Origin of the sequence: Paenibacillus sp. FSL H8-0261 (assembly GCF_045040645.1) — a bacterium.
Taxonomy (GTDB): Bacteria; Bacillota; Bacilli; order Paenibacillales; family Paenibacillaceae; genus Paenibacillus_AQ.
The window spans coordinates 1896566-1922403 of sequence record NZ_CP150297.1; the positions used below are offsets into that span (position 1 = coordinate 1896566).

At 44.2% G+C, this 25838-nt stretch carries 22 protein-coding genes; 18 read left to right on the forward strand and 4 right to left on the reverse strand.

Annotated elements, in window-relative coordinates; translation table 11 throughout:
• From MHI27_RS08285 to glnA, 7 genes are all read left to right on the forward strand, one after another.
• Entirely contained in the window at window positions 1–654 is a 654-nt protein-coding gene (locus tag MHI27_RS08285) for a response regulator transcription factor (protein WP_042186223.1), read from the forward strand.
• A 650-nt stretch (window positions 655–1304) separates the two neighbouring features.
• On the forward strand, window positions 1305–2969 hold the full coding sequence (locus MHI27_RS08290) for a S1C family serine protease (protein WP_405176016.1): 1665 nt from the start codon (window positions 1305–1307) through the stop codon (window positions 2967–2969).
• 107 nt (window positions 2970–3076) lie between these two features.
• The gene (locus MHI27_RS08295; protein WP_042125657.1) at window positions 3077–3766 is read left to right on the forward strand and encodes a response regulator transcription factor; all 690 of its coding nucleotides are present in this window, start codon (window positions 3077–3079) and stop codon (window positions 3764–3766) included.
• Window position 3767: 1 nt separating this feature from the next.
• Window positions 3768–5213, forward strand: coding sequence for a cell wall metabolism sensor histidine kinase WalK (locus MHI27_RS08300; RefSeq protein ID WP_042186227.1), 1446 nt, complete (start codon window positions 3768–3770; stop codon window positions 5211–5213).
• 60 nt (window positions 5214–5273) lie between these two features.
• Entirely contained in the window at window positions 5274–6230 is a 957-nt protein-coding gene (locus MHI27_RS08305; protein ID WP_042186228.1) for a 4-hydroxy-3-methylbut-2-enyl diphosphate reductase, read from the forward strand.
• Between the two features lie 264 nt (window positions 6231–6494).
• Window positions 6495–7541 (forward strand): 3-deoxy-7-phosphoheptulonate synthase, encoded by a 1047-nt coding sequence (gene aroF / locus MHI27_RS08310; protein WP_042186231.1) that lies wholly within the window; start codon window positions 6495–6497, stop codon window positions 7539–7541.
• A gap of 283 nt (window positions 7542–7824) precedes the next feature.
• Window positions 7825–9249, forward strand: a complete 1425-nt coding sequence (gene glnA / locus MHI27_RS08315; RefSeq protein WP_405176018.1) for a type I glutamate--ammonia ligase — start codon at window positions 7825–7827, stop codon at window positions 9247–9249.
• Window positions 9250–9455: 206 nt separating this feature from the next.
• Here the strand turns inward: glnA and MHI27_RS08320 are convergent, their stop codons facing one another.
• Window positions 9456–10490 carry a LacI family DNA-binding transcriptional regulator gene (locus MHI27_RS08320; RefSeq protein ID WP_042186234.1) on the reverse strand — a complete coding sequence of 345 codons (1035 nt, stop codon included), beginning with the start codon at window positions 10488–10490 and terminating at the stop codon, window positions 9456–9458.
• A gap of 375 nt (window positions 10491–10865) precedes the next feature.
• On the opposite strand from MHI27_RS08320, the gene MHI27_RS08325 reads away from it, so the two are divergent.
• The 8 genes from MHI27_RS08325 to MHI27_RS08360 all read left to right on the forward strand — a co-directional run bounded on the left by MHI27_RS08325 (window position 10866) and on the right by MHI27_RS08360 (window position 20056).
• Window positions 10866–12233 carry an extracellular solute-binding protein gene (locus MHI27_RS08325; protein WP_339269829.1) on the forward strand — a complete coding sequence of 456 codons (1368 nt, stop codon included), beginning with the start codon at window positions 10866–10868 and terminating at the stop codon, window positions 12231–12233.
• A gap of 121 nt (window positions 12234–12354) precedes the next feature.
• On the forward strand, window positions 12355–13248 hold the full coding sequence (locus tag MHI27_RS08330) for a carbohydrate ABC transporter permease (RefSeq protein WP_042186236.1): 894 nt from the start codon (window positions 12355–12357) through the stop codon (window positions 13246–13248).
• Window positions 13248–14084: a carbohydrate ABC transporter permease gene (locus MHI27_RS08335; protein WP_042186238.1), complete on the forward strand. Its 837-nt coding sequence runs from the start codon at window positions 13248–13250 to the stop codon at window positions 14082–14084. The genes MHI27_RS08330 and MHI27_RS08335 overlap by 1 nt, the downstream gene beginning before the upstream one ends.
• 29 nt (window positions 14085–14113) lie before the next feature.
• The gene (locus MHI27_RS08340) at window positions 14114–16852 is read left to right on the forward strand and encodes a GH36-type glycosyl hydrolase domain-containing protein (RefSeq protein WP_076300012.1); all 2739 of its coding nucleotides are present in this window, start codon (window positions 14114–14116) and stop codon (window positions 16850–16852) included.
• Window positions 16853–17002: 150 nt separating this feature from the next.
• A complete protein-coding gene (locus tag MHI27_RS08345) occupies window positions 17003–17890 on the forward strand; it encodes a hypothetical protein (protein ID WP_076284211.1) in 888 nt (295 codons plus the stop codon).
• A 110-nt stretch (window positions 17891–18000) separates the two neighbouring features.
• Window positions 18001–19089, forward strand: coding sequence for a 3-phosphoserine/phosphohydroxythreonine transaminase (gene serC / locus MHI27_RS08350; RefSeq protein WP_042186243.1), 1089 nt, complete (start codon window positions 18001–18003; stop codon window positions 19087–19089).
• Between the two features lie 123 nt (window positions 19090–19212).
• Window positions 19213–19677: a tRNA (uridine(34)/cytosine(34)/5-carboxymethylaminomethyluridine(34)-2'-O)-methyltransferase TrmL gene (gene trmL, locus MHI27_RS08355; RefSeq protein WP_042125678.1), complete on the forward strand. Its 465-nt coding sequence runs from the start codon at window positions 19213–19215 to the stop codon at window positions 19675–19677.
• 124 nt (window positions 19678–19801) lie between these two features.
• The gene (locus tag MHI27_RS08360) at window positions 19802–20056 is read left to right on the forward strand and encodes an AbrB/MazE/SpoVT family DNA-binding domain-containing protein (protein ID WP_039871533.1); all 255 of its coding nucleotides are present in this window, start codon (window positions 19802–19804) and stop codon (window positions 20054–20056) included.
• A 367-nt stretch (window positions 20057–20423) separates the two neighbouring features.
• Here the strand turns inward: MHI27_RS08360 and MHI27_RS08365 are convergent, their stop codons facing one another.
• Together MHI27_RS08365 and MHI27_RS08370 are read right to left on the reverse strand one after the other, a co-directional pair.
• On the reverse strand, window positions 20424–21491 hold the full coding sequence (locus MHI27_RS08365; RefSeq protein WP_405176019.1) for a phosphodiester glycosidase family protein: 1068 nt from the start codon (window positions 21489–21491) through the stop codon (window positions 20424–20426).
• Window positions 21488–21895, reverse strand: coding sequence for a hypothetical protein (locus MHI27_RS08370; protein WP_042186244.1), 408 nt, complete (start codon window positions 21893–21895; stop codon window positions 21488–21490). The genes MHI27_RS08365 and MHI27_RS08370 overlap by 4 nt, the downstream gene beginning before the upstream one ends.
• Window positions 21896–22178: 283 nt before the next feature.
• Between MHI27_RS08370 and MHI27_RS08375 the strand changes: the two genes are divergently transcribed.
• From MHI27_RS08375 to MHI27_RS08385, 3 genes are all read left to right on the forward strand, one after another.
• On the forward strand, window positions 22179–22835 hold the full coding sequence (locus tag MHI27_RS08375; RefSeq protein WP_042186245.1) for a response regulator transcription factor: 657 nt from the start codon (window positions 22179–22181) through the stop codon (window positions 22833–22835).
• A 139-nt stretch (window positions 22836–22974) separates the two neighbouring features.
• The gene (locus MHI27_RS08380) at window positions 22975–24192 is read left to right on the forward strand and encodes a PLP-dependent aminotransferase family protein (protein ID WP_042186247.1); all 1218 of its coding nucleotides are present in this window, start codon (window positions 22975–22977) and stop codon (window positions 24190–24192) included.
• Window positions 24193–24196: 4 nt separating this feature from the next.
• Window positions 24197–24358, forward strand: a complete 162-nt coding sequence (locus MHI27_RS08385; protein WP_179085752.1) for a hypothetical protein — start codon at window positions 24197–24199, stop codon at window positions 24356–24358.
• A 517-nt stretch (window positions 24359–24875) separates the two neighbouring features.
• Here MHI27_RS08385 and MHI27_RS08390 read toward each other — a convergent pair.
• A complete protein-coding gene (locus MHI27_RS08390) occupies window positions 24876–25814 on the reverse strand; it encodes a DUF2161 family putative PD-(D/E)XK-type phosphodiesterase (protein WP_405176020.1) in 939 nt (312 codons plus the stop codon).
• Window positions 25815–25838: the final 24 nt, after the last annotated feature.

Here is a 25838-nt window from a genome sequence, read left to right on the forward strand (position 1 = left end):
ATGAGCGTCATAAGAGTGTTGCTCGTGGATGATCATGATATGGTGCGGATGGGTCTTAAAACATATCTGATGCTGGAGCCGACGTTTGAGGTTATAGGAGAAGCAGCAAATGGACAGGAAGCGCTGGAGATGCTGCGTGCTGGCGGACATGAAGGCTTACCCGATCTCGTGCTAATGGATCTGATGATGCCTGTGATGAATGGTGTGGAGACTACTCGTGCAGTGCTATCGGAATTTCCTGGTCTCAAAATCGTTATCTTGACCAGCTTCTTAGAGGATGACCTCGTCGTGGATGCTATAGAAGCTGGAGCAGTCAGCTATGTGCTCAAAACCGTATCGGCAGAGGAACTGATCTACGCACTGCAAGGCGCATTTCGCGGTATGCCAGTTATGACTGGTGATGTATCGCAAGCGCTGACACGCGGCATTCGCCAGCGTACCGTGCAAGGGGATTCCTCAGGCTTGACGGAGCGTGAGAAGGAGGTCTTACTGCTCATTGCTGAGGGCAAGACCAATAAGGATATCGGCGAGGAACTACATATCAGCATCAAGACAGTGAAAACGCATGTCAGTAACCTACTGATGAAATGCGAGCTGGATGATCGAACCCAGTTGGCTATTTATGCTCATCGGAAGGGTTGGGCTCAGGGTTAGGTTTGTTGTTCAAGATGATTTGGGGTAGTTTATGGGTGCTTAAAAGTAAGTTATAGGGAAAACGTCCCTTTAAACTTGAGTTTTACGCTTGTATACAGGACTATAGGGAAATCCTCCGTATAAATTCCTTGTTTTTCTCATAATTAGCTATGTTGCTGAGAATTATAGGGAGGTATTCCCTTTAAATCTTGATTTCTTGTGGTTTTTGGTTAATTATAGGGAGTTTTTCCCTATAATTATTGATCGTTGTTTGTTCCTTGTTCTTGGACTTCGTTCATGGACGACGTTCTAGGATTTTGTTCTAGGTTGTATGTTGGAAGTTCGGGCCGCGTTGTTTTCCGCGCCCGAGCTTCTTTTTTACTTCCCTGCCTAGGGATTGGGTATCAGAGCGAAAAGTTTACGACCGCCTTTGAAATCATGTTCCACCCGCAGGGTCAATTCATAGGAACATGATTTCAACAGCAGTGTAGCCTGAAAACCAGTCCCGACCAACAGCGTGCGCCTTTTGAACCAAATAACGTCTATTTGCCTATATCTTTTATCTCCGCTTAAATTGTTTTTAATGTGACCTTAAGGTTTAAAGTACAAAATAAGAAACAAGAAAACAAATTAATCCTTGTCAGGCGACAGGATGCAGGAGGTAAATAAACATGGACGATAACAAAAACAACTTTAATCGAGACAATGGACCAGCACCAGATCGGGATTGGGACAATAATAACCATAATAGCAATAATAATCAGTCATCCGAATCCGGATCATCATACTACTATTCTTATGGACCATTTAAATCATTGAACAAAGATGAAAGTAACGTAGACGGAAGTGCTCAGCATTACAACCGGATGGAGCCGGAGCGGGTCGAGATTACACCTCCACAGCCTGTAAAACAACTCCCATATAACAGTTCATATCGCAGTACAGGCTTCGATGGTAATGGCGGTGGACGTGGAGGAAACGGCGGAGGTGGTTCTGAAGGTAGCGGTGGCTGGCAGTTTAATAAAAAGCCAAAAAGCTCAGTGAAAACTATATTTGTTTCCTTCTTAGCGGGTATGGTCGTTCTCTCAGGTTCTATGTTCATGGCAGATCGAGGCAACTGGTTCACAGGGGATGCAACAACCATTGCAAGCTCAGGATCAAATGGAACGGCGAAGACGACGAATGAGAGTGCTAGTACTACACCTAATACTACTACTACATCATTGGTGAAAGGATCTCGTGATGTGACTGGCGTAGTTGATGCGGTTGGACCAGCAGTAGTCAAGATAGAGACGCTAGTGAAATCCGGTTCACGTAATGGAAGTTCATCCAGTCCGAATTTGAGTGATCCGTTCTCTCAATTTTTCTTCGGGGATCAATACGGTGGAAGTGGTTCTTCACAAAATGAGCAGGACTCGAAGTCAGGTTCAAATTCTTCATCGCAGCTCATCCCTTATGGAATTGGAACAGGCTTCATTTATGAGAAATCCGGATATATTTTGACCAATCAGCACGTCATTGAAAATGCCGATGTTATCCAAGTTACAGTGGATGGCGTGACCAAACCATACGAAGCAAAATTGCTAGGTTCTAGCAAAGATCTGGATTTGGCAGTACTGAAGATTGAAGGAGATACTGATTTCCCTACAGTTGCTCTGGGAGATTCGGATAGCTTGAAAGTAGGCTCAGAAGTGGTTGCTATCGGTAACCCGCAAGGCTTCGACCATACAGTAACCTCTGGTGTTCTTAGTGCAAAAGGACGCAGCATCGATATCAACGAAGAAGACGGTAGTGGAACACGCAACTACAAAAACCTGCTGCAAACGGATGCTTCTATCAACCCTGGTAACTCCGGTGGTCCGTTGCTCAATATGAATGGACAGGTAATTGGTATGAACGTAGCTGTTAGCACAGATTCCCAAGGTATAGGTTTCGCTATCGCTGTGAATACGATTAAAGAAGTCGTAGATAAACTCGAAGCGAACCAAGCGATTCCAAAAGAACCCGTACCATTCATTGGTGCAACGCTTATGACGATTACAGATGAAGTAGCTAAGCAAATGGGCACGGATATTAAAGAAGGTTCTGTAGTTGCAGACATTATCTTTAAATCGCCAGCGTATGCCGCTGACTTGCGCCCTTACGATATCATTACAGGTGCAAATGGTACAAAATATGCAACAAATCAAGATCTGATCGCTTTCATTCAAACGTTAAAAGTCGGTGACAAAGTAACGCTGAATGTGGTGCGCGATGGTAAAAACATGGATCTTTCCGTAACAATCGGCAACAAAAATGATTTTGATACGACTACTGGGCAAAGTCAGCAGCAATAACACCGGACGGTGAATAACGCGGAAGGGGCAACCCTTCCGTTTTTTGTCTAAACATGGTGTGACTGCTACAATATAAATAAATAGAAATGAACAATGGGGGCTGCTTGATGCGACCGAATATTCTTATTATTGATGATGATGAAAAAATTATCTCCATGCTGCGCCGGGGGTTAGCTTTTGAAGGCTACGATGTAAAGACAGCGGTGAATGGAGCGGATGGTTTACGAGCAATCCTAAGCAGCGATCCGGATGTGGTGATTTTGGATGTTATGATGCCTCAGGTAGACGGATTTGAAGTCTGTCGTCGTTTGCGTGAAGGGGGCAGTAATGTGCCTGTTCTAATGCTTACGGCCAAGGATGAAATTGAGCATCGTGTGAAAGGGCTTGACCTAGGTGCGGATGATTATCTAGTTAAACCTTTTGCGCTGGAAGAATTACTTGCACGTGTGCGAGCATTGCTTCGGCGTAAGAGTGAGCAAAGTGGCGGCAGTGAGCAAGCGGTTACTTACGAGGATATTACCTTGGATGTGGATTCACGTGAAGTGACACGCGCCGGCAAGAGACTGGAGCTGACAGCGAAGGAATTTGAGCTGCTACATCTCTTTATGCAGAATCCGAAACGGGTGCTTTCGCGGGATCTGATCATGGATAAAATATGGGGTTATGATTACAGCGGTGAATCTAATGTACTTGAGGTATACATAGCTATGCTACGCCAAAAGACGGAGGAGCATGGCGGTAAACGCCTCATTCAAACGATCCGGGGTGCCGGTTACATTCTAAGAGGTGACAACTAACATGTCTATAAGATTGCGGCTGACTGCTTGGTATTCAGGGATTTTGGCCGTTATGCTGCTGGCCTTATCAGCCGCAATTTACGGTTTTGTCTATTTTAATACGTATGGGGACTTGAAGGATCGTCTGAAAGTGCAATCTGAGCAAACGAAACTTTTATTTAGCGTTGATCGCTATAATGGTGAGCTGAAACTTGGCGGAGTCGGTCCTGAAAACTCCAATTTATATACGCAAATTTATACTTATGGCAGCAAAAGCTTGTCACAATCGACCAATATGATTAACTTTGGACTACGGTTTGATTATCCTGCTAAAGATAAAATTGCAAAAGGATTTCGTAATGTTGTTGTGGACGGCAATCAGTTTTTGATCTACGAGATGCCTATCGAACTAGAGCATTATAATAATAATCCAGTGGCTGTATTACAAGTCGCTGCCTATGTGAATGAGCAGAATAAGCTCTTGGAGCGTTTGAAAAATATATTGCTTGTCGGTTCTTTTGCTACCTTGATCGCGGCATTTACCTTTGGTTTATTCCTGGCCCGTAAAGCGATGAGTCCTATTGGAAAGGTGATTGAAGCTGCAAACGGTATCCAGACTGGGACAGATCTAAGCTCCCGAATTGAATATGATGGACCTCCGGACGAAATAGGTCGTCTAATTGAGACTGTCAATAACATGCTTGGGCGTATGGAAGGATTCTACACAGAGTTAGAGGATTCGTATGCGGCTCAGCGCCGATTCGTTTCCGATGCATCACATGAGTTGCGGACTCCGCTAACAACTATTCGTGGGAATATCGATCTACTGCAAAAAGTATGGGAGATGGAGCCGGGCGAAGGGAAGATGAGCGAGGCTGAAATTCGCCAGCTCTCGATGGAATCGGTAAAGGATATCGCGGACGAGTCTAAGCGAATGAGCCGACTTGTAGCAGATATGCTCTCGCTCGCTCGTGCTGATACAGGGCGAACCTTCGAGATAGAGCCGGTGGCACTGGAACCAATGATGACTGAGATCGCGCGTAGGGCATCCTTCCTGCCTCGTCAAGCGGAGTGGGTTACAGGGGATATGTCCGTCTTAAATGGAAAATATGTTGTGGGTAATAAGGATTATTTACAACAAATGTTATTTATTTTTATTGATAATGCTTTTAAATACACGCCTTCTGGTGAGGTAAGTTTAGATACGATTTTCTATCAGAATCAGGTTGGTATTCGGATCACCGATACGGGGATAGGTATGGATAAAGATGAGGTTCCATATATTTTCGACCGTTTCTATCGTGCAGATGAATCACGTGGTATTACAGAAGGGATTGGGCTTGGTTTATCCATTGCTAAATGGATTATTGACGAACATGGTGGGTCTGTGGAAGTTGTTACACGCCAAGGCGAAGGAACTACTTTTGTGATCTGGTTGCCGCTTCTCTTTGCTCCGCCGCTGGAATAGGGTATAATTTAAAGTGTGTCCTATTACAGAAGTCAACGAAAGCAGAAAGTTGGTGAAGTCATGGAAGTCATTAAAATTTCTCCCCGGGGATATTGTTACGGAGTAGTCGATGCTATGGTAATGGCACGGCAGGCTGCGCAAAATCTCGATCTTCCCCGGCCGATTTATATACTGGGCATGATTGTTCATAATAGTCATGTCACGAATTCGTTTGAGGACGATGGCATTATTACCTTGGACGGTCATAACCGTCTGGATATTCTCGATAAAGTAGACAGTGGAACCGTTATATTCACTGCTCACGGAGTTTCACCTGAGGTACGCAAGATGGCTAGGGATAAAGGATTGACTACGGTCGATGCTACCTGTCCTGATGTGACAAAGACGCATGATCTCATTCAGGAGAAAGTCGATGACGGTTATGAGGTTATTTATATCGGCAAGAAAGGCCATCCGGAACCGGAAGGTGCTGTCGGCATTGCGCCAGAGCATGTGCATTTAATTGAAAAAGAAGATGAGATTGCAACTCTATCCATTCCTTCTTCACGGATTGTAATTACGAATCAGACCACTATGAGCCAGTGGGACATTAAGAATATTATGAAAAAGCTACTAGAGACCTTCCCAGGTGCTGAAGTGCATAATGAGATATGTATGGCTACTCAGGTGCGTCAAGAGGCTGTAGCGGAACAGGCGGGTCAATGCGATCTAGTGATTGTCGTTGGCGATCCACGAAGCAACAACTCTAATCGTCTGGCACAGGTGTCGGAAGAGATCGCAGGTGTGCCTGCTCATCGGATTTCTGATATCTCTGAACTAAACACCGACTGGCTGAAGGGTGTAAATATTGTAGGGGTTACCTCTGGCGCGTCTACACCTACTCCAATTACCAAAGAAGTTATTAATTATTTGGAGCAGTACGATTCTGAGAATCCCGAGACATGGGAGATCAAACGTACTGTGAATATGGCGAAATTACTTCCTCCGGTTAAGAATAAGAGCACAAGCACTACTTAATGCGCTGTAAGCGAACTTATATATTTGTGTTAGGACAAAAGCGCGTAACCTCGTCTATCGAGGTTACGCGCTTTTCTATTTAGAAAAAGCGGTTTCATATTATAAATCAGGAAATAGGATTGACGGTAAAGGATTTTTAGAGTAAAATCGCTTTATCGGTTAAAAGCATAAAAGCTTAAAAGCTTAAAAGCGAACACGCGTCGTAGTGTGAGTGTATTGAGCAGAATTATTATAAATTTTAAGTGTAGAGAGGAAGTTATTAAAATGATCGTCATTACATCCAATCAAACGCCAGAAGAGCAGGTTAAAGATATTATTGCAGTTATCGAAAAAGAGGGCCTGCAGGTACATCTCTCTAAAGGTGCAGATCACACTGTTATCGGTTTAGTAGGAAGTGTCACACCTAAGCTTGCAGAGCATTTGCGGCAAATGAAGGGAGTAGAGAACGTCGTAAAGATCTCCAAGTCTTATAAGCTAGCTAGCCGTGATTTCCATCCAGAGGATACCATTATCGATATCAAGGGTGTGAAGATTGGTGGAGAGAATCTGGTGATTATGGGCGGACCATGCGCCGTTGAGTCTCCAGAGCAGATTGATGAGATTGCCCGTCTGGTTAAAGCTTCAGGTGCTCAAGTACTGCGTGGAGGCGCGTTTAAGCCCCGTACAGGTCCATACAGCTTCCAAGGCGTAGGTGTAGAAGGTTTGACTATGATGGCTGAAGCAGGAAAGCGTCATGGCCTATTAACCATTACAGAGGTTATGACACCAGAGTATGTGGATATTTGTGCAGAGCATGCTGACATCCTCCAGGTCGGTACACGGAACATGCAGAACTTTGATTTATTGCGCAAGCTGGGTACTTGTGGAAGACCTGTCCTTCTGAAACGCGGCTTCAGTGCAACCTATGATGAATTGCTCAATGCAGCGGAGTACATTTTGGCAGGCGGAAATAAGGATGTAATGCTCTGTGAGCGTGGTATTCGTACATTTGAGACTTACACACGCAATACGCTGGATCTATCGGCTATTCCGGTTTTACAAAGCTTAAGCCACCTTCCGGTAATCTCTGACCCAAGTCACGGCACTGGACGTCGTGAGTTAGTTGAACCTATGGCTAAAGCTTCGGTTGCAGCTGGTGCAAATGGTCTAATCATCGAAATGCACACAGATCCGGACAATTCTATGACAGGTGACGGTGTTCAATCGTTATTCCCCGAGCAGTTCGATAATCTGCTTAAGGATCTAGAAAAGCTTGCTCCGATTGTTGGACGTAAGTTTTCAACTTCGCCAGAAACCGTTTCGGCGCTATAATTTTTAAGAATATAACAACCTTGGAAGTCCTCTAAACCCGCGGTACAGCGGGATAGTAGGGCTTCTTTGCTATTGGATAAGTTAGAAATGTTATGAATATTAGCGAAAATAATGGATTTCACGAAAGCGTTAGAATATCTTACATTGCTGAAAGAAATACCTGACATAAGCATTGACGATGTTAGGTATGAGATTTATAATGACGACAGCAAATAAAAATGAAACAAGAACATTTGCATACTGTGAGGGGCTTAATGTTCGGAACTTGGGGGAGGAAAAATTCATGTCGGTTGAAAAAGTGTTGCAAACAATTAAAGAAAACAATATCGAGTGGGTAGATTTTCGATTCGTAGATTTAGGTGGCCGTGCTCACCACATTTCTCTGCCTGCTTCTGAAGTGGAAGATGAAACTTTTGTAAATGGGGTAGCATTCGACGGTTCTTCCATCAAAGGATTCCGTGGTATTGAAGAATCAGACATGGTTATGATGCCTGATCCGAACAGTGTGTTCATTGATCCGTTTACAGCTCATCCAACGCTGAACGTTATGTGCGACATTTTCACTCCTGATGGTGAACGCTATGAGCGCGATCCTCGCGGTATTGCTGTGAAAGCAGAAGAATTCCTTCAGAAGAGCGGAGTTGGAACATCAGCATTCTTCGCACCTGAGTCTGAATTCTTTATCTTTGATGATGTTCGTTACGAGAGCGGTATGAACAGCTCCTCATTCTTCGTAGACTCTGAAGAAGCGGCTTGGAATACGGGTCGTAAAGAAGAGGACGGCAATCTTGCATTTAAAGTTGGCGTTAAAGGTGGATATGTACCTGTAGCACCTGTGGATTCCCAACAGGATATCCGTAGTGAAATGTGTCGTCTGCTTGCTGAAGTGGGACTGCGCATTGAGCGTCATCACCACGAAGTAGCAACTGCAGGCCAAGCGGAAATTAACTTCCGTTTTGATACCTTGAAGAAAACTGCTGATAATCTCATGACTTATAAATATATTGTACAAAACACTGCACGTCAGTACGGCAAAGTAGCAACCTTCATGCCAAAACCACTGTTTGGCGATAATGGTAGCGGAATGCACGTACACCAATCGATCTTTGACGGAGACACTCCTTTGTTTTACGAAAAAGGCGCTTATGCTAACTTGAGCGAAATGGCGCTTCACTACATCGGCGGTATTTTGTACCATGCACCAGCCTTGATCGCTTTGACTAACCCAAGCACTAACTCATTTAAACGTTTGGTTCCTGGTTACGAAGCACCGGTTAACTTGGTATACTCCAAAGGAAATCGTTCTGCAGCAGTTCGTATTCCAGTAGCGGCTGTGACACCGAAGGGCTGTCGTATCGAGTTCCGTACACCGGACTCCACCGCTAACCCTTACTTGGCATTCTCCGCAATGCTGATGGCAGGTCTGGACGGAATCAAGAACAAGATCAACCCACAAGAACTGGGTTACGGTCCTCTGGATAAGAACATCTACGAATTGTCCGATGCAGACAAAGAAAAGATCCGCAGCGTTCCAGGTAGCCTGAGCGAAGCGCTTGATTCTTTGGAAGCTGATTACGAGTTCCTTACAGAAGGCGACGTATTTACTAAGGACTTCATTGATAACTATATTGCTCTGAAACGTTCCGAGGCTCAAGAGGTTGCGATTCGTGTTCATCCACATGAATATTCTCTGTACTTCGACCTGTAAGATTGCTCAAATCATATAAAGCTTTAACAAATAAAGGTGTTCCTAAGTCATGGAAATGACTTAGGAACACCTTTTGTATTGATCCTAACAAAAATGAGGATATCTTTGGCCATTGATATGGCTAAGGATATCCTCATTTTTGCTTCTATAGTTTAATATTCTGCCCTGTAGTTCCGCTTTAATTAAGTAGAGGTATCACTAGGGATCTATACTAAACCCCGCTCAGGAGCTCCACAGGATTCTCTTATGATGAGCTCTGGCTCGACGCTGAAAGAGCTCGTGCCTGATTGATTGTTTATTAGATCATACAGCATTAACGCGGCTAGACGACCGATCTTATCTTTATTTTGCTTAATCGTAGTCAAGAGTGGTGTTGTGTAATTGCAGGCTTCGATATCGTCACAGCCAATAATCGCGACGGTTCCAGGAACAGCAATAGCAGATTCCTTTAGGGCTCGCATAGCCCCAATAGCTAACTGATCAGAAGCCGCGAAGATCGCTCTAGGCAAGTTTCCATTCGAAATCATTCTACGCATGGTCTCATAACCGCTGGCTTCAAAGAAGTTGCTGCCGTTTAAGAACCAGTTTTCGTTGATCGGTAGACCTAAATCTTCAAGCGCTTTACGGAAACCACTTTCACGTATATTGGAGATTTCTGACTCAGAGGAGCTGCCGATATAACCAAGTTCTCGATAGCCTAATAAGTAAAAGTGTTCGACTACCTTGGTAGACAACTTAAAATTATCAGACATGATATAACCCGAATTGTCGCCTGATAGCTTTAAATCTACGCCGATGCATGGGATAGAACTATTATCCAATTCGCTGATGGAGGTTTCTAGCTCTTGTCCGGTAATAAGTAGGCAGCCATCCACATTAAAATGCAAACAACGGGCAAGATAATCATTGGTATCGCCACTTTGGAATTTTTCGTTAGAGAAAAAGATCAGATCGTAACCTAGCAGTCCCATTTGTTTTTTGAAGGAATTTAGAACTTCGATGAAAAAAGGGTGGGTAAAGTCAACGTTCAGCATTCCTGCAAAAATAACTCCAATTAGATTCGATGATTTTGTAGCTAATGTTTTTGCTGAATTGGAGGGAGTATATCCAGTTTCCTTTATGATTTGTTGTACCCTAGTCTTGGTGTCTTCCGAAATGTCGCTGTAGTTATTTATGATTTTAGATACTGTCGAAACAGAAACTCCAGCTATTTTCGCTATGTCTTTAATGTTATAGGCCAACTTTAGTCCTCCTTATGATGCGAAATACTCCGTAATCTATGATAAAAGTATAGTTGAGTTAAACTTTTTATGGATTTCAAATATGAATTACGAAACGTTTTCGTAAATGATTTTATAATTATATAGGTAGATAGTCAATGGGATCTTTGGCGTTCAAACAGATATATCCTTGATTTTAAAGGGTTTTGGAGGATTATAGTTCAAGAATAGTTCAAAGATAGAGAATAAAAAAAGACTTTACAAAGATAAATAACGATGTAATAATAAAAACAACGAAACCGCTTTCTGTATTATAATCGCTAAAGTTTCGTAATTTCAGGAATTAAGATGGTGTTTCGTTAAGAGGTCATACAAATCATCTGGGGGGTAACAAAAATGGTAAAGAAGCTTTCTGCGGTATTGTTGAGCTCAGCGCTAGTGCTCTCATTAGCAGCATGTGGAAGCGGCAACAACACAAATGGTGAGGCTACTTCGGGCAACGGAACAAGCAAGCCCGCAAATGGTGAGAAAAAGGTTATTAAAATCTTGCACTGGAAACAAGAAAACATTAACAAGGTCATTACAGACATTAATAAGAAGTTTGAAGAGAAATATCCAGAATACAAGATTGAGTACACGACGACAGGTCCGGACGATGAATTTAAACAAGCACAAAGAGCAAGAATTACAGCTGGTGACGTAGACGTCCTTGCCGATTTGTCCGGTATGAGATTGTCTCCTAAAGATTGGACACCAGGAGCGAAAGTGCCAGACTGGCAACAATGGATTGATTCCGGTTTGATTGCTGATCTGAGCAACGAAGCTTTCGTTAAAAACTACAATGCGAATGATATTGCCAAAGCGGGTACTTACAACGATAAAGTGTATGCGATCCCAACCGGTAAAGTAGCAATGTCAGGTTTCTTCTATAATAAAGAAATTTTTGAACAAAACGGTTTGACTGTTCCAACAACATGGACAGAGTTCATCAGTGTTCTAGATACTTTGAAATCCAAGAGCATTGTACCAATCGTAGTGGCTGGTAAAGACGTATGGCCTTTGAAACTGCCGGTGTTCGGTTTGCAAGCTAAGATTCTAGGTGGCGGCGACCAACAAAAATGGATTGAAGGCGTTTGGAAAGGCACTTCGGCGTTCAACGATGCTGAGGCTGTAGAAGTATTGGATAAAATGAAGACCCTTCAAGATAACTACATCATCGATGGTTTCTTGGGTATTGACTATGCAACAGCACCTTCGTACTTCGCAACAGGTAAAGCAGCTATGATTGCTGACGGAACTTGGGATGCACCTACAATCGCTGCGGCAAATCCTGATGTGAAATTCGGATACTTCCCAATCCCAGCTACTGAAGATGCTGCTAAGAACGCTTCTCTTGTCGGCAAATACGATGTAACTTGGTATGCAGCAGAAAAAGGTCCGAACAAAGAAGGCGCATTGAAATGGTTGGAATTCTTCTCTGAACCAGAAAATTACACGGAATATGTTAAGGCTGCCGGATTCGTACCAACACAAGATAACATCGCAACTGGCAGTGACTTCATTGACAACGAACTTGCCCAATACATGGCAGAAGACTTTGAACTTGCTTATGAAATCATAATGATTAACCGCGACAATGTAGGCGAGCACATTGCTGCTGAAGGCGTTCACACTGAATACCTGGCACCAGGCGGCGAATTCAAATCCGCTAAAGAACTTGCAGATGTACAACAAAAAGAATGGGAAGCGGCAGCTCCTAAATAAGCTGTTATCCTAATAAACAGACATTTACAACATACTGTGCACCATCATGTACTACAACATCGGGGTCTGTTCGTACAGACCCCGATCATTTTATTGAATTAGGATTGGGTAGGTGAGAGAAATGTATCCGTTCGGAAAAGGTATAAAAAGATATTTACCGCTTCTGCTGCTTATGATTCCATTATCCTTGTACGTTATTTTTTATTTTGGACCCTCTATGATGACGGTCATTTATTCATTTACAGATATTACTAACGTTCCAGGAAGCAAATTGAATTTCGTAGGCCTTGACAATTATTACAGTGTTTTTAACTCCGGAAATTCAGGCGAACGATGGGATTCCATTATACGAACCGTTTATTTCATGGTCATTGTTACAATCGTACAAAACGGTGTCGGTCTCCTTATGGCCGTAGTGATTAATCAGAAGCTGAAAGGCGATTATTTTTATCGCGCAGTTTTCTTTTTGCCGGTTGTGCTCGGTGTATCGGTAGTTGCACTGGTATGGGGCTTGATGTTCGATCCGCTAAGTGGTCCCGTAAATCAACTGTATGATTCATTGTTCGGTTATAAAGATATGTTCTTTGGAAGCTTCACCCATGCGTTTGGTTATATTATATTCACGCAAATTTGGATGTACATGGGTTACTCCATGCTGATTTTCCTTGCAGGTCTTCAATCCGTTCCGAAAGATCTGTATGAAGCTGGATATATTGATGGAACCACGAAGTGGCAATCTTTTAAGAACATTACGTTCCCACTTATTGCTCCATCGTTCACCATTAATATTATTTTGTCCATTATCGGTGCGATGTCGACCTTTGATATTATTCTCGCAACTACTGACGGTCGCTTTAACACAAGAACGATGGCTTATGACGTGTATAAAGAGACGTTCCGTGGTTCTCTACAGATGGGACTTCCATCCGCGCTTTCTGTGGTGCAGTTCCTTATGATTCTGGTCTTCGTTGTATTTGCAGTTAAACAAATGCGTAAGAGAGAGGTGGAGTATTAATGAAAGATTCCAAAACCGCCAAAACTCTCTCTTATATTCTGATTGCAGTATTGCTTGTTTTGTATATCATGCCACTATTGTTTGTAATAAACATTTCATTCAAGTCTTTTTCGGACTATTTGCTAGACCCGATCGGACTTGTGAAAAGTATTCAATGGGATAATTACAAGGAAGCTTGGTTAAAAGGTAATTTCTCTAATTATTTCATTAACAGTTTGCTGTACACAGTTGTAGCAACAGTGCTAACGCTAATCGTGTCGTTATTCGGAGCTTTCCCGGTGGCGAGAAATTATGTGAAGTGGAGCGGGTTTATTTATTTGTTCTTCTTGATGTCACAGTTCTTGCCTAACCCTATGGTTGCACAGTTCAAATTGATGCTTACCTTGAAACAAGAGCTTGGATTCGTGGGCTATGATACGAAGCTGGGTTATATTCTCCTGAAAACAGGAGGAACAGGGATCGTCTTCATGATGTTCGTAGGTTATATTAAAGGGATCAGCCGTGAGATGGATGAAGCTGCAGGTATGGATGGTGCTGGGTATATGCGGTATTTATTCCAGATCATTATGCCACTGATGAAACCTGTTATCGCAACAGGTGTTATCCTGACGGCGATTACCATTTGGAATGACTTTGTAGGTCCAATCATGTATTTGCCAAGTCCGGAACATTATCCAATTACCTTCGGGCTTAAAGAATTCCGCGGTCAATACGGAAACAACTGGCCTATGTTGGCGTGCGGTATCATGATCGTATCCGCACCACTTATCGTCCTGTACACCTTCATTCAAAAGTATATCGTTGACGGTGCATTGGCAGGTGCGGTTAAAGCTTAAGTAGATGTGTAAATGAGAGGATGGGGACAATGGACCGCAAAAAAATTCAAGGCTTTGAATTCACCGGAAAGGACGGGGAGTTCAAGCTTCAGCAACCGGATCATAGTAGTTTCTTATACTTCCCTCTAGTAAATGAGGGGGGAATGATGTCGACTGTAACCCCGAAGCTTCATGGTCAGGCGACAACAGGTCATAATACATTTTTAACACCGCCATTATCTGTTGAAGATTTGCATAATTCACGCGCCTCGCGTAATTTCTGGGTTTACGTCGAAGGCAAAGGTGCTTGGTCTGCAGCTGGAAACTCTGCTAAGCAAAATGCAGCGTTCTACACCCCATCTGCTGATGATGCAGTGCTTGAGGCTGGATTTCTATGGCATCGTGTGACTCGCAGCAACTCTGAGATGGGTGTCAAAGCTGAGATTACCAGCTTCGTACCTAGCGGTAACGACAAGGTAGAACTTATGAAAGTTACGTTGACGAATACGGGAACAGAGGAGCTTACTCTTACGCCAACGGCGGTAGTTCCCTTGTATGCCCGTTCCGCAGATGATCTGCGCGATCACAGACATGTAACTTCCCTGCTGAACCGGATTTACACCTCAGCTTATGGTGTTGAGGTTCAACCTGCGCTATCTTTCGATGAGCGTGGTCATCGCATTAATCACACTTCTTACGGTGTATTTGGTGCAGAAGGTGATGGCAGTCAACCTGATGGTTTCTTCCCGATTCAAGAAGAATTTATCGGTGAAGGTGGAAGTCTTGACTGGCCAGAAGCTGTTATTCTGAATGCTACGCCAGAGATTGGTAAAGGTGGCGGCGTGGATAGAGAGGGTTATGAAGCCGTTGGTGGTCTTCGTTTTGCTTCAATTACCTTGTCTTCTGGTGCAAGCCATTCTTATGTCGTAGTTATGGCAATTGATAGTGATAGAATTAACGTTGAAGCGTTGATGAGTAAATATGGTACATCTGAAGCTTTTGATCATCTGCTAAAGGAAACTAAAGCGTTCTGGGCAGACAAAGTGAATATGGTTGAATTTCATACCGGCGACTCGGATGCAGATCAATGGATGAAATGGGTAACCATCCAACCGGTCCTTAGAAGACTGTATGGTAACTCCTTCTTACCGTATCATGATTATGGAAGAGGCGGACGTGGCTGGCGAGATCTTTGGCAAGACTGTCTGGCACTGCTCATTATGGAGCCTGCCGAAGTTCGTAGCCTACTCTTCAACAATTACGCTGGTGTGAGAATTGATGGCAGTAACGCAACCATTATCGGTCAACAGCCAGGTGAATTTATCGCTGACCGTAACAATATCCCTCGTGTATGGATGGATCATGGGGCATGGCCATTTTTAACAACGATGCTCTATCTGGATCAGAGTGGTGATCTTGATTTCTTGTTGCAAGAACAGACTTATTTCCGGGATACGTTTATGAGTCGTTGTAAGGAACGTGATTCTTCATGGAATACCTCTGTAGGCAGTGATCTTAGAACAGTTTCTGGGGAAATCTACAAAGGTACAATTCTGGAACATATTTTGCTGCAAAATCTAGTTCCGTTCTTTAATGTAGGAGAGCATAATAATATCCTGCTCGAAGGCGCGGACTGGAATGATGGCCTCGATATGGGGGCGGATCGCGGAGAGAGTGTAGCATTTACATCTTTCTATGCTAGCAATCTATTGGATATTTCCCGGGTGCTGCGTAACCTTAAGACTTCTAAAGGTCAGGAAACTGTTGAATTAGCCGAAGAAATGCAGCTACTGCTGGATACTCTTATCGAGTCTGTGGATTATGGTTCTGTATCAGGTAAGCATGAGAGATTGGATCGATATTATGCTGCCGCACCAAATAAGGTGAGTGGAGTTCGTGTATCTCTCGATATTGATAAAGTAGCTGACGATCTGGAGCAAAAAGCGGAATGGTTATTTAACCATTTGCGTAGCAACGAGTGGGTACAGAGCGAGAATGGCGATGGCTGGTTTAATGGTTATTATAATAACGATGGTGAACAGGTAGAGGGTGAATTTTCTGAAGGCGTTCGTATGACGCTTACGGGCCAAGTGTTCCCGCTTATGGGTCATGCAGCGGCTCCGGAGCAAATTCCACACATTATAGCTGCTGTAGATCGTAATCTATTTGACGACAAGATTGGATACAGGCTTAATTCCCGTTTCGGTGGAATTCAGCAAAATCTCGGTCGTGCTTTTGGTTTTGCTTTTGGCCATAAAGAAAATGGGGCCATGTTCAGTCACATGACCATCATGTATGGAAATGCATTGTACAAACGTGGTTATGTAAAAGAAGGTCATAAGGTCCTTGAATCTCTTTACAGCTTGAGTACGGATTTCGAAAAAGCCCGCATCTACCCAGGTATTCCTGAATATATTAACGAGCAAGGTAGAGGGATGTACACGTATCTAACAGGCTCCGCAAGCTGGCTCTTGCTAACCATGGTCACTGAAGTATTTGGTGTGAAGGGCAAGCTGGGCGATCTATTGCTAGAACCTAAATTAGTAAAAGAACAATTTGATTCCGAGGGTAAAGCATCAATTAAGACGATCTTTGCAGATCGTGAGTTTGAAGTGGTCTATAAAGCCACTGGAAGCTTTAACTACGGAGAGTACCAAATACACTCCGTTACGTTGAACGGCAGCGAGGTGACGCTGCAGCGCGGCTCAGGAAGTGCGATTATTCCACGTGAGGAGCTACTTGCTCTGCAGACAGAGAAGCTTCACGTGATTGAAGTGACTCTGGCGTAATCTTAACTAGATTTTTTATAAACGTCTGCACCGTTATGAATAGCGGCTGCAGACGTTTTTTTGAAAATTATAAAAACTAAGGTTCTTCATAAATGATATAATGGGGCTAATTTACTTATTTGTTGAATGATTGAAAGGGGTTTGTGAAGGATGGGTTACAGGCTGTCAAATGGCGTATTATCTGTGGATATCGCTGATATTGGAGAAGATTATAAAGGGACTCGTTTTGACTGGACGGGGTTTATCACACAGGTTACGTTAGAAAAGGGTAACCATACGTTTTGTGTGCCAGAGAGCTTGAAGGAAGGCGAAGGTACTGGCGGAAGTGGACTATGCAACGAGTTTGGCATTTCCCGGGCAATTGGGTATGATGAAGCGCCGATCGGAGGCTGGTTTCCAAAGCCCGGAATCGGATTGTTACAAAAGCTGGATTCGCAGAGCTATAGCTTTCATAATAAATATCCACTAACCCCCTTTGCTGTTGATATGGAGGTTAGGGATGATTCTATTACATATACTGTCCAGCCGATGGAAAGTAATGGATACGCGATGCTTTTGACCAAAACGATCTCTATAAAGGACGACCAATTGAAAATTGCATATGAATTGCATAACAAAGGGGATAAGCCAATCCAAACCGAGGAGTACATCCACAATTTCGTAGGAATTGATGGTTTGAATATAGGTTCGGATTTTGAGTTGCGCCTCTCGAATGGGCTCAAAGTAGAAGAGCCAGAATCTCAATACACGAATAATTTGCTAGAGGTATCTGGTAATACCCTTACTTGGTCAGAAGAGCCAGACCGGTCATTTTACTGCAAGCTGAGTGGCTGGGGAGGTCCAGAGGCTGAGTTCAATTGGGAGTTGGTTCATAAGCCTAGTGGAACAGGAGTACGCGAGAGCGGAGATTTCCCAGTAGCACGAATGGCGCTATGGGGAGAACGCCATGTGGTCTCACCTGAAGTTTTTGTGAACATTAGTCTTTTACCGCATGAAAGCAAGTCCTGGAGCCGAACTTATCATTTTTTCACATCATGATAAGCAGTAATCAAAGCTTTTATGTGAATAATTATACTTGCTGGTGTGTGAGATTATTGCTATCATAAGCGATATCCATATTGATAGGAGAGAAAGGGTGGGGAGTAGTTTTGAATAAGAGAGCATACAATTTTAATGCCGGACCGGCAGCATTGCCGCTTACGGTACTGGAACGCGCACAAGCGGAGTTTGTTGATTTCCGAGAAAGTGGAATGTCTATCATGGAGATGTCGCACCGTGGAGCAATCTACGAATCCGTGCATAATGAAGCGCAGGAACGTCTGCTTTCGCTCCTCGGCAATCCGAAGGGCTATAAGGTATTGTTCGTACAAGGTGGAGCAAGCACACAGTTTGCTATGATCCCTATGAACCTGATTTCCGAAGGCCAAGTAGGTAGCTATGTTATGACAGGTAGCTGGGCAGATAAGGCTTATAAAGAAGCTAAATTGGTAGGGGGCGCTCATGTTGCTGCTTCTTCCGAAGACAAGAAATTCTTAGCTATACCTGAATTGAGTTCGATTAAAGCTGCGGAAAATGCTGCCTACCTTCACGTTACTTCCAATGAGACCATTGAAGGAACGCAATATGCAGAATATCCGGATGCTGGCTCGATTCCGCTTATCGCAGATATGTCCAGTGATATCCTTTGCCGGCCAATCGATGTCAACCAATTCGGAATGATCTATGCTGGAGCACAAAAGAACCTTGGTCCTTCCGGTGTGACTGTAGTTATTGCTAAAGAGGAATTGCTCGCAGAATCACCTTCTAACATTCCAACTATCATGCGTTACAGCACTCATTACAAAAATAACTCTCTTTACAATACACCTCCATCTTTCTCTGTATATATGGTTAACGAAGTATTAAAATGGATTGAGGAGCAAGGCGGTCTTGCTGGTATACATTCCAAGAACCTTGAAAAAGCGGGTCTATTATATGATCACATCGATGGAAGTGACGGCTTCTACAGTGGCGTTGCTGAGAAGAGCAGTCGCTCCATTATGAACGTTACCTTCCGGATGCAATCGGAAGAACTCGAAAAACGGTTTGTTAAAGCTGCTGAACTGGAAGGTTTTGTCGGCTTAAAGGGACATCGTAGTGTGGGTGGCTTGCGCGCTTCCATTTACAATGCAGTTCCTTACGAAAGTGTTAAAGCACTTTCTGATTTCATGAACCATTTCCGGCAAACTCAAGGTTAATGAACTCTATCGTAAACCTTCCGCCTATGGGTGGAAGGTTTTCAGTTTGTTTGGAGAAGCTATGGTTATGCACTAGAGTAAAACATCTGGCTATTAAGCCTTTAGAGAGGAAGGAACCATATAATGGCACTCCATATCGTATTAGTTGAGCCGGAAATACCGGCCAATACTGGAAACATTGCGCGTACCTGCGCAGCAACAGGCACTCATCTTCACCTGGTTCGCCCGCTCGGATTCCGTACAGATGATGCTACATTGAAAAGAGCAGGATTGGATTACTGGCACGCTGTTAACATTGAATACCACGACTCTTTTGCTGAGGTACTTGAGAAGTACAGTGAGGGACGTTTCTTTTACGCAACGACGAAAGCGGAGAAGAGATATAGCGATTTTGATTTTCAAGATGGAGACTTCTTTGTCTTTGGTAAAGAAACGAAGGGGCTTTCTGCTGAAATTCTGGAAGCGGGTAAAGAAACAAAAATGCGCATGCCAATGAGTGATGCCGTGAGATCGCTGAACTTATCGAATTCTGCAGCTATTATTGTATATGAAGCCCTTCGACAGCTGGATTTTCCTAATCTTGTTTAGAAAAAAGACATTTTTTTTGTTTTTTTCAGCAGGATTCGACATTTTAATAACGAAATATAATGAATGAGCCGAAATATATAGTAGCTACAAATTATTAGTTGAACAGGAGAGGTGTACGTTAGATATGAAACCTGCTGGTGTAGTTCGCAAAGTGGATCAGCTGGGTAGAATTGTTCTGCCTAAGTCCCTGCGTAAAAGGTATCAGATGAATGAAGGCGACCCGGTTGAAATTTTGGTACAGGGTGACCATATCATCTTGGAGCGTTACCGTCCAAAATGTGTTTTCTGCGGATCAATGGAAGGTGTGAGTGAATATAAAGATCGTTATATTTGCGCTGCATGCCTCTCAGAAATGACGCAATTACCAAGACACGCCTAGGAAGTACATATTTACACATTTAGAATTCTGACAGCCAAAAGTTTTCTAAATAAAGAAACTGTCCCATTCGTAGATTTCTCTACTTATGTGGCAGTTTTTTTGTTTCAGGCTTATAAAAAAAATGCCTCAGAGCCAAGTGGCTGCTGAGACATTTCTTGCTTATAGACCTTTTGTTTTGTCGTCGTTGTAAGATGAGGTAAGGATGCCGACCATAAATAACACAAATACGATAGTTACGATCCAAAAGGTTAATGAGAACGACATACTGGCACCTCCATTAGCAAATGTATTCGTTATCAAGATTATACCCTGCAAATCAATAAAAATAAACGCAAATGTGATATGTTGCATAGACATTTTACTATAATCATTTAAAAAACAGGAAATTGGTTGGTACAGCTCTAAGATTTCCGTCTGATGGCTTGTTGACTACTCTTCCATTGAAGATGAGTGATGACGATCCTCCACCATCCAGATTATAAGCATCCATGACACCCATGTTATATAGCTTGTTCTGAATTTCCTCTAGCCGAGCACCAGAGCTGCCAAGCTCATTATAGCCATCCGCTACAAAGATGAGAAGCTGATCATCCTTATAATTACCGATTACTGTACGTGGCGCCCGATTGGGGGATGTTTTCCACTTTTCCGGGATGGGTACTTTGACGTTATTCTTAAGTAGAACAGGCACAAAGGTTGCACCAAATACGGGTTCGAGTTGATCTAACTGTGCGCGACTGTAAAATTTCCCGCCGATTAACTGTCCGGACTTGTTCAGACCTACGAAGCTGAGATCCTTGAATGTCGGCTCGAAACCATTGAGATACTTTCCATCAACCACAGTAGTGCTTAAGGGATAGCGTTTTCCGGCTTTATCCGCAAAACCTCCAGCATTAATACCTGCAATAGCGCCATGACTTTGTACAGCGTGCATAGTGGTTTCTGCGCCACCAGTAGCTTCCTTCGCAAGACTCATTTGCATCGCAGTTGGATCCTTCAATTTGATCTTCAAAGCATAGCCCTTATAGTTACCTGGATTCAGCTTATATAGCTCGATTCTAATCCGGTCGCTAGTAAGGACCTCAGAAGGTATTCCAAGCTTGGCAGATATCCGGCGGTTATAGATAAGCTCAGGACGGCTCGCTTGAGTCTTCGCTGTCTCGACTAACTTATTCATAGCAGTAGTGGTTCCTTTATATAGCTTAGCGCTAGCGCTGACTGCATCTATGGTGTAGGATGCAGTGCCTTCGGCTAGGGTTAAATCCTTTTTTAGGACAGCAGTTTCATTTAGAGGCCCTGAGATAGGTGCGAATTGTCCTACATCAAGATCCAGCTCGAGCGGAGGTCGATACCACCACATACATATCAGTAAACCTAAAAAAGGTGCGGTCAGAAGCATAAAGAAACGGTTCACTCTCTTGACTGGCGTCATCATTTGATCAGATCCATTTCTTTTTTCAAAGCTTCTAACTGTTTGCTAACTTCGCTCAATTGCGTATATAGCTTATTACTATTGTCTGTCTTGGCACTTGCATTATCTTTAGTGAAGGTTAATAGTTCGTTAAAACTTTGCACTGTATTCTGCAATTCCTTCACTTCTTCAGTGAGAACGGCAATTTTCGACTCATAGTCGGTCTTCAGAACGGTAAGCTGCTGCTGGCTCTGATTGCTAAGTTCGCTCAGCACTTGCTGCTTCAAATGGTTTGTGTAGCTGTATACAGCATATACACCGATTCCAATCATCACGATCCAGAACAGTAAAAACCATTTTACGGAAGGGCCGCTTCTCACAGCAGCACGGCGAGAGTGTACCGGGGACGTTTCCGCTAGCGGTTGCATTTGATCACCTCGGGTTGGTCTTTTTTTCAAGTCCCCATTCTATCAGACTTTGACTAGTTTCGCAAAAATGTAAGAGAGTGTGAAAACTAGAAAAAGTAATTGCATCCTATTAAACTACTGCGATACAATTTCTATAGATTGGAATTTCTGATAGACGTACTCAAGGTAACCAGCGAGAGAATAAACGAACAAGTCATCATACTTCCTTGCTTGCGTTTAAACCGGAAACGCTGCGGCGCTTTCCTTTCTGGATGATTATATAAAGCAGGGGGTCTGGGCATTAATGATGAAGGTTTGGCAGGTGGTTATTGTGGGGTGTCATCCTACAAGTATGCTGGGGACAAAATTGATTTTGGAAGAGGGAGGAGAGCTTAAAGTTCTAGGAATGTATTCAACTTGGGACGAAGGCGCTTCCATCGTAAGGGAAAAGAATCCCGAGCTAGTGCTGGCAGATTATCATATGCCTGAAGGTAATATTGAGAGTGTGCTGTTAAATATGAAAAAAAGCTCACCAAACTCACATTTTGTCGTGATGACGGATGAGGACGGCAGGGATCTGCTACAGCCCCTCATAGAGCTGGGAGCCAGCGGGATATTCTCGAAAGGAGCTTCTCCTCATCAGCTTTTACAGCTGATCCTGGGTTTAAGAGTAGGTTTTCTTTCAATGCCGCTAGAATGGATAGAAAAAGGATCCTGGCCGATTTCGACTTCTAAAGGACTGGATGATGTTCTTCAATTGACGCAGACAGAGATGTTTATTATGGAGCGAATCGTTCAGGGGATTACTTATGATAAAATAGCGCTTGAAATTGCAGTAAGTCGTCGTTCGATTGACAATTACTTGCGAAAAATTTATGTGAAGCTTGATGTTTCGACGCGAGCGCAGGCCATTGAGAAATTTGCTCTCTTTTCAAGACAAAACAGGCAAATCTACGCATAACCCAAGCTATACGACATAATGACGGGAAAGGCGGAATATTCTTGAAATAGAAGAAAGCATATCACGTTAAATGGATAATCGTCCTCGAAAGAGGATAACTTAACCATTTCTACTTGGTACTAGGGAAGGGGGATTTCGCATGCTTTACCAATTTTCTGCTCGCGCGCACACACTGCTATCGTCACCGCTTCTAAGTATTCGCACCCAAACACGGAGAAGCTCCATGATATCGCTTGCTGAAGAATTACCAGCGGAAGAACTGTTCCCATTATCGCTGCTTGCCGAAGCAGCCTCTACGGTGATATCTGCAGATGCAGGGGCACTTCAATATGGTGATCCTGCAGGGTATGGTCCACTTCGGGAGTGGCTTGCCGGGGATTGGCTCAGAGAAAAAGGGGTAACTGTTACTGAGGGTGGAGTTCTGCTAACAACGGGGAGCCAGCAAGCGATTGATTTGTTGTCGCGGGTGTATATTGATCCGGGAGATCGTGTATTAGTAGAAAATCCGACATCTCCAGGATTCTTGCAAACTCTTCGGATGCAGGGTGCCATCATTATTCCTGTAGAGGGTGACTTGGACGGGCTTCATCCAGATCATTTGCGGAGGCAAATTGAACTGCATAAGCCTAAGATGTTGTTCGCAACACCAAGCTTTACGAATCCAAGTGGCATCCTATGGAGCTTAGAGAGACGGCGTGAGGTGTTGGATCTTTGCATCGCGTATAACATCCTGATTGTAGAAGATGATTCTTATGGTGATCTACATTTCCAGAAGTATGGTGAGCATTGGGCCACAAGATATCCATCCTTGTATGCGCTGGAAAATATAAGTGATGGCGGACACGTATTATATATCGGTTCGTTCAGCAAGACCGTTGCGCCTGCGCTGCGGACGGGCTGGGCTGCAGGTAGCCGGGAAGTGATCGGGATGATGGCTGCTGCCAAGCAGATGGCAGACTGGCAATCGAGCGCATTAAATCAGCGGCTCTTGCATCATTTATTGGATGTGACCGCTTTTGATCTTCGTGAGCATATTGCGCAGCTGAACCGAGAATATAACACCCGACTGAAGTTAATGGTTGAACTGCTAAAACGTCCAGCTTGGAAAGGAAGCTCCTACGACCTGCCGTCAGGAGGTATGTTTCTATGGGTATCTCCACCGGAGGGAATGGATGTTATGGCACTGCTAAAATGTGCGCTAGGTAAGGGAGTGGCATTTTTGCCAGGACCGTTATGTAGTGTAGATGGAAGCGGAAATCACATTCGTCTTAACTTCAGCCATCCCGGCAGGGATGAGCTGCTACTTGGTATGAATCTGATGAGCGAGGCGGTTAAGGAGTTCACGGCTCGGAGTTAGGTGGGTGCTGATTAGGAATCTGATGGATCGGACGTATAAAAGTAACACACAGGTTGATGAGCGGTCATATGCGCAGGTAGATGTGTGGGCAGATGAACTGGCAGATCAATGTATGACACACCCAGGAAGTCATAAAGGACAGAGTGGTGCATTAGGCAAGGAGTAGAGTGCGGGGGAGGTCATTATAGGGGATTTCTCCCTATAACTGGCTGATTTATATTCTGGAATGGAGATTATAGGGAATCTCTCCCTATAAATTTCGGAAAAAGCCCTTTTTATGGAGCAATCTATGCTTTTATAGGGAGGAAATCCCTAAATATCGGTTTATAGCGCGTATATTGAGGAATTATAGGGATGATTTCCCCTTAATTCAACTTGTCAGCTTGAGATTAATGCTTCGAAGGTAAGTTCTGTTTCTATGGCTTAACGGATTGGAACACAAAAAGCATCCCGTCGATGGGATGCTTTTTGGCGTTACCTAGACATTGTTACGTGTGCATTAGAATAATAAGTTTAAAGTCCGAGTAAATGATTAGAACCTGATTAAAAGACGAAAATCGAAGTGAAAGATCAAAATTGAAGGAAATGATAAAAGTCCGAGTGATAGATCAAAAGCAGAGAAAAAGATAAAGGCTCCAGCAAAAATTTGAAATTGAAAGAATTTTTTGCTTAGCATAGGCAAGCTAATTACTGTGATGATTGCTGTCATGGGGTACGCCGCCAGTTATAGCGGCGTATTCTACTAGCGCGGCCTGACCGGCTGGGGTCAGGGTATAGCGCCCACGGCTGACACGGTGGAACCAGCCGTAGTAGTTGTGCTGCAGCATAGCGGCGGCGTTCGGTACGCCGCTACGCTTCCGCAGCTCGGCCGGAGAGATCCCGGCCGAGCGGGCGCTTGAGGCAGCGCTAGGGGCACCGCTTCGCGTGCCAGCCGCCGCTGCCTCCCGTGCTGCCGTGTCCCCGGCAGCACGCCCCTCCGGCGCTGAGCTCAGCGCCGGAGCCTGTGCAGCGGTGCTCGCCGCTGCACGTTTGCCCGCTGCGAGCGAAGCCTTCGCAGCGGCCTTCTCGGCAGCGACGGCGGCCTCCGCCTCCGCTGCCTGCAGAGAAAGCGCGACACGCAGCGCTTTCTCACGGTAGGCCGTCACGAGCTTGACGCGCGTGCTGCCGCCGGTGTTGTAGTCTCCGCTGCGCTCGCGGAACTCATAGAGCAGGCGCTCGCGCCGCCGCTTGTTGCTGCGCTGCGCAGGTGGCGTCTCGTCCGGCTCGACGAGCACCTCGACCAGCGGGGCCTTGGTCTTATAAAAAACAACGGTGATCAGCCCGAGACCAAGGCGGCGGCACAGTCCGCTAAGCTCGCCCCAGCGCTGGTTTACCGCCCCTTTTTTATCACGGACACGTTCTACTGCGAGATAGACCGTAGGACTGAGCTTTAGCCGTTCCACGCCTTGCAGGAGCAAGGCGAGGTTGAACGATTTTTTCATCTCTACGATTAGAGGCTGCTCTAAATCCTCACGAATACCCACCAAATCACAAGTCCGAACCTCACCCTTGATGCTGTATCCTTGCTTTTCAAAAAAAACCTTCAAAGGAGCATACAGCTCCGTTTCATGTCGTACCGCCATAGTGTCACTCCCGTAGCTCATTTT

Coding starts and splice junctions, on each gene's coding strand:
- MHI27_RS08340 (WP_076300012.1), top strand. CDS start 14,114: ATGGACCGCAAAAAAATTCAAGGCTTTGAATTCACCGGAAAGGACGGG.
- MHI27_RS08370 (WP_042186244.1), bottom strand. CDS start 21,895: ATGCAACCGCTAGCGGAAACGTCCCCGGTACACTCTCGCCGTGCTGCT.
- glnA (WP_405176018.1), top strand. CDS start 7,825: ATGTCGGTTGAAAAAGTGTTGCAAACAATTAAAGAAAACAATATCGAG.
- MHI27_RS08390 (WP_405176020.1), bottom strand. CDS start 25,814: ATGGCGGTACGACATGAAACGGAGCTGTATGCTCCTTTGAAGGTTTTT.
- aroF (WP_042186231.1), top strand. CDS start 6,495: ATGATCGTCATTACATCCAATCAAACGCCAGAAGAGCAGGTTAAAGAT.
- MHI27_RS08300 (WP_042186227.1), top strand. CDS start 3,768: ATGTCTATAAGATTGCGGCTGACTGCTTGGTATTCAGGGATTTTGGCC.
- trmL (WP_042125678.1), top strand. CDS start 19,213: ATGGCACTCCATATCGTATTAGTTGAGCCGGAAATACCGGCCAATACT.
- MHI27_RS08295 (WP_042125657.1), top strand. CDS start 3,077: ATGCGACCGAATATTCTTATTATTGATGATGATGAAAAAATTATCTCC.
- MHI27_RS08380 (WP_042186247.1), top strand. CDS start 22,975: ATGCTTTACCAATTTTCTGCTCGCGCGCACACACTGCTATCGTCACCG.
- MHI27_RS08290 (WP_405176016.1), top strand. CDS start 1,305: ATGGACGATAACAAAAACAACTTTAATCGAGACAATGGACCAGCACCA.
- MHI27_RS08305 (WP_042186228.1), top strand. CDS start 5,274: ATGGAAGTCATTAAAATTTCTCCCCGGGGATATTGTTACGGAGTAGTC.
- MHI27_RS08345 (WP_076284211.1), top strand. CDS start 17,003: ATGGGTTACAGGCTGTCAAATGGCGTATTATCTGTGGATATCGCTGAT.
- MHI27_RS08330 (WP_042186236.1), top strand. CDS start 12,355: ATGTATCCGTTCGGAAAAGGTATAAAAAGATATTTACCGCTTCTGCTG.
- MHI27_RS08360 (WP_039871533.1), top strand. CDS start 19,802: ATGAAACCTGCTGGTGTAGTTCGCAAAGTGGATCAGCTGGGTAGAATT.
- MHI27_RS08375 (WP_042186245.1), top strand. CDS start 22,179: ATGATGAAGGTTTGGCAGGTGGTTATTGTGGGGTGTCATCCTACAAGT.
- MHI27_RS08285 (WP_042186223.1), top strand. CDS start 1: ATGAGCGTCATAAGAGTGTTGCTCGTGGATGATCATGATATGGTGCGG.
- MHI27_RS08365 (WP_405176019.1), bottom strand. CDS start 21,491: ATGATGACGCCAGTCAAGAGAGTGAACCGTTTCTTTATGCTTCTGACC.
- MHI27_RS08335 (WP_042186238.1), top strand. CDS start 13,248: ATGAAAGATTCCAAAACCGCCAAAACTCTCTCTTATATTCTGATTGCA.
- MHI27_RS08325 (WP_339269829.1), top strand. CDS start 10,866: ATGGTAAAGAAGCTTTCTGCGGTATTGTTGAGCTCAGCGCTAGTGCTC.